Genomic DNA, 3,721 nt, shown 5'->3' with positions numbered 1-3,721 from the left:
TGGTTCTGGCGGTACTTTTCCAATTTTTAAGCTTAACTGCATTTTCACAGAAAAAGGCGGATCTGAATTCCCTGCTGGATAAAAATACTGAATTTATTTTCCCGCAGACTCCCGATAAAATTTCTAAAGCATTGCAGGTACAAACTGTTTTCTATGAAGATGCCAATGAAGAGAAATATGCTAAATGGCTTACAAAATCAGGATTGGAGCTCTATGCAGGCCTTGGAAAAAATAATGTGATCAATGAAATGTTTTTTGAGATCCCTGATGATAAAGTAGTAATCGTAGGTGGCTTACCTTATAACCTTGTCTTAAATAAAACAACACTGGAAGAAGCTAAAGTTAAATTCAAAAAATTTGGAGCAAAAATTAAGAAACTCCGAACTGACAGCGAATTTGCAGGAGGGTCGGAACTGATTTTCAAGAGTGGAAAACACTATTTGACACTAACTTTTGACGGTAAAAACCTTTTAAAAATCTTAGGAATTACGACTGATCTTATTGATCCTGCTGCCAATTAAACAGAAGGGAATTTTTTCAACGGCAAAAAGAAGGAGATTTGTAAGCAGATATTGATATTTACCCTATTTGAAAACTAAGAAAACCAAAATCAGTTCACAAGATGTAATATCACCTCTTGTGAACTGATGCTTTTTAACCCAATGGTCTTTGCTGAATAATATTTTTAAAGGTAAAAAGCCTGTCTTCTTCCCTGAACATATTGGATAACAGGACAAGATCATGGGTTCCGTATTGCAATGCTTTGTCTTCAAGCTTTGATTGTATGGTATCCGGAGTTCCGATAACAACTTTTTCCAATAGGGTTTTGAAAAGTGTTTGATCTTCATGCTCATGAATAAGAGCCTCTACTTCTTCAGAGGATTTTAAAGCGCTTGGGGCTAATATTTTTCTGGATTCAAGGAACTGATAGACCATTCCAAATGCATTATACCGTGCCTGTTCAAGAGTCTCCGCAACAGAAACTGAGATCGCTACCTGAAATGAAGGATGTTCGTTATACCCGAACTGATTGAATTCTTCCTGATATAGCGCGTGGATTTCCGTATTGGATCCGTCTGCAATGAAATCGGCCATAGAGTAGGATATACCGTATTTAGCCGCTTCTTTCGCTGAACTTTCTCCGGAACCCAGCCAGGTGATCTCCGGTAATGCGGAAACATGAGCAGGTTGGGCAAACAGTGCTGTATCTTTATAATTCTGTTCTTTCAGATAGGCTATAATTTCTTCCAGTTTTTCATTGATGTTATTAAGAACAGGAAGTTTATGACCATTCAGAGCCAATACAGCATCCTTTAACCCACCGGGAGCTTTTCCCAAACCCAGTATAAAACGATGGGGATAAAGTATGGCGAGCATTTTGGCCCACTCAGCAATTTTAAAGGCAGAATAATTACGAAGCATAATTCCTCCGGTGCCTACCTTAATGTTTTTTGTACGGGCAAGAACTGTTGCTGCCAAAATTTCCGGACTGGAACTTCCATAGGCTTCCACATCATGATGCTCCGAATACAGAATGCTGTGATAGCCGAGTTTATCAGCCATTTCTGCCAATGCCAGACTGTTTTTTAGAGCCAGAGCAGCATTCCCGCCTTTAATAATGGGAGTCTGATCCAAGATACTTAATTTCAGTTCCATTGTAATGATTTATCGTGTATCAATTTAAGACAAAAAAAGGAAGGCCCTCAAAAGATCTCCTGTTTTTTATGCTGAATTTTATTTTTAATTTAGTTGATCTCCACAAACAGTTCTTCCCTATGAACTTACAGATTTTGAAAAAAGCCTACATAATATTATTGATACTAGTTTATCCACCGGGGCTACCTGATTTACTTTACCAATTTGTAAGGCCTTAAAGTAAAAAATCCACGAAAGCCGTTGCTACACCGGAAACTATAAGATAGATAAGATTATGCCGGGAAAGAGCAGGAATACCTTTGTATTCACTTCGTGCCAGAACAATTCCCCATGCTACCAGTAAGATAATGACACTTCTGATAGCTGTAGCAAGGTTAGAGTTCACCCCTGTTATACCAATCTTGGCAAAAATGGCAGTCAGAGAAGCAAAAAATGCGGAAAGAATTGCATATACCCACCACATATGGTACTGTTTTAAATGATTAGCTAAAATAGCAATACACGCTGGAATCTTTAATCTAAGCTACAAAATAATATCGGTTTTCTCTGATTTTAATGCGTAGATTAATTGCAATTTTATTAATCTTCCTCTTCATACTCATCCTCCATATCTTCATAAGAAGTGTAAGACCAATCAATACCGGGAAGATCCAGTATTTTCTTAAATCTTTCTTCCAGAGAAGTTCCCACAAAAATAGCATTGCACTGTTCCGTTTCATCAAACGAAAGGCTGATAACTTCAAGATAATCATTGGTGTAAGCCTTTTGTCTTTCCCAGGAAATCTCAGGGATTTCAGACCAGCCTTGCTGTATATATTTTACCGTTTCAGAAGCCACTGGCGAAAAAGAATTGGCATTATACTGAAGCCCGCCAAGAGTTCCGTTATATATTGACATGGATAGAAAAAAATCTTCCAGTGTTTTTGTTTCCTGATGCCAGTCGGATTCCTCAATAGTGTCATAATTCCCCCACACAGAAGGGTTTTTAGTAGAAAGGTCTGTTTCTTTTATTCCCCATTGTACAACCCCTTGGTTCTCTTCATAGAAAACAAGATATCTGTCCTCAGTAAAATAAATCGTATCAGGGTTTAGAAGCCTGTTGTGTGAACTATTTACCATTTCATTTTTGCCGATAGCGAGATAATATTTACGAAGGACATCCGGAAATTTGATGTTCAGAGAATATTCCGCATCTGTAATTTCGGTTTCTGAAAAGCCGGAAAATTCATCCTGAGATAATTGATATAAACGTTCTATTTTTTCGAGATAATTCATTTCCATGATAAATATTTAAGCCTGATGAAAGCAAAATTGCAGTTTTTTATTGAAACTATCCTTCTTTTTTCATTTTCGTACTAGAATTGGCGTTACATTTCCAGCTTTAGGTAATCTAATTTTATTTCATCATCAAAAATCAATTTTGTGTTCAGATAGGGGCATTTATTGTCAAGAAAAAAGATAAGCAAAAATGTTTAAATCATTAAATATTTTCTGTGTTTAAGATGGAGAAGAAAACAAAAATTGATAAAGTTTATTTTTTTATATATTTGGAATGTTACCGTATTTCTAATTTTCTGTGGAGCCGTTATTTGAAAAAATATATGATGAATACAAGCATCAGGTCTTTTTTTTCGTGAAAAAATATATTCATGGAAGGGAAGATATTGAAGATGTTGTACAGGATATTTTTGTTCATTTATGGAAGTACAGGGATGTTTTGGAGAAAAACCGTGAAGCGGTCATCTTTAAAACGGCCAAGCAGGAAATTGCTAATTTCTACAGAAAAAATAAACTCGCTTTTTCTGACCTCAAAGAAGACATTCATTTGAAAGCAGTAAAGGAGGAGGATGAGGAGGGGTATCAACAGCATACAGAACAGATCGAAAAATTACTCCATCAGATGCCTGAAAAAAGCAAGGCATTCTTTCTTAAACATAAAGTTGAAGGACAAAGTTATTCCCAGATTGCCAAAGAATACAGTATTTCTAAAAATGCGGTGGCTAAGCATGTTAACAAAGTCCTGAGTCTTCTTAAAACTCACATTAATCTGTTTTTTTCATTATTA

At 36.2% G+C, this 3,721-nt stretch carries 5 protein-coding genes; 2 read left to right on the top strand and 3 right to left on the bottom strand.

Translation table 11 applies throughout. The annotated features are described in order from the left end of the window. Positions 1 to 521 (top strand): hypothetical protein (locus BBH99_RS22390; protein ID WP_165601913.1); only part of this gene is annotated, 521 nt, incomplete at its 5' end. Between the two features lie 133 nt (positions 522 to 654). On the opposite strand, the gene BBH99_RS10485 is transcribed toward BBH99_RS22390, so the two are convergent. The 3 genes from BBH99_RS10485 to BBH99_RS10475 form a co-directional block, all read right to left on the bottom strand. Further along, positions 655 to 1,656 carry an MsnO8 family LLM class oxidoreductase gene (locus BBH99_RS10485; protein WP_066695307.1) on the bottom strand — a complete coding sequence of 334 codons (1,002 nt, stop codon included), beginning with the start codon at positions 1,654 to 1,656 and terminating at the stop codon, positions 655 to 657. Between the two features lie 214 nt (positions 1,657 to 1,870). Beyond that, positions 1,871 to 2,119 carry an EamA family transporter gene (locus tag BBH99_RS10480; protein ID WP_228390788.1) on the bottom strand — a complete coding sequence of 83 codons (249 nt, stop codon included), beginning with the start codon at positions 2,117 to 2,119 and terminating at the stop codon, positions 1,871 to 1,873. Positions 2,120 to 2,235: 116 nt separating this feature from the next. Beyond that, a complete protein-coding gene (locus BBH99_RS10475; RefSeq protein WP_066695309.1) occupies positions 2,236 to 2,931 on the bottom strand; it encodes a hypothetical protein in 696 nt (231 codons plus the stop codon). 301 nt (positions 2,932 to 3,232) lie between these two features. Between BBH99_RS10475 and BBH99_RS10470 the strand changes: the two genes are divergently transcribed. Further along, positions 3,233 to 3,721 (top strand): RNA polymerase sigma factor (locus tag BBH99_RS10470; protein ID WP_066695305.1); only part of this gene is annotated, 489 nt, incomplete at its 3' end.

Origin of the sequence: Chryseobacterium contaminans (genome assembly GCF_001684955.1) — a bacterium.
Taxonomy (GTDB): Bacteria; Bacteroidota; Bacteroidia; order Flavobacteriales; family Weeksellaceae; genus Chryseobacterium; species Chryseobacterium contaminans.
Note: the sequence above shows the minus strand (reverse complement) of the source record. Positions and strands in the feature narration are given on the sequence as shown.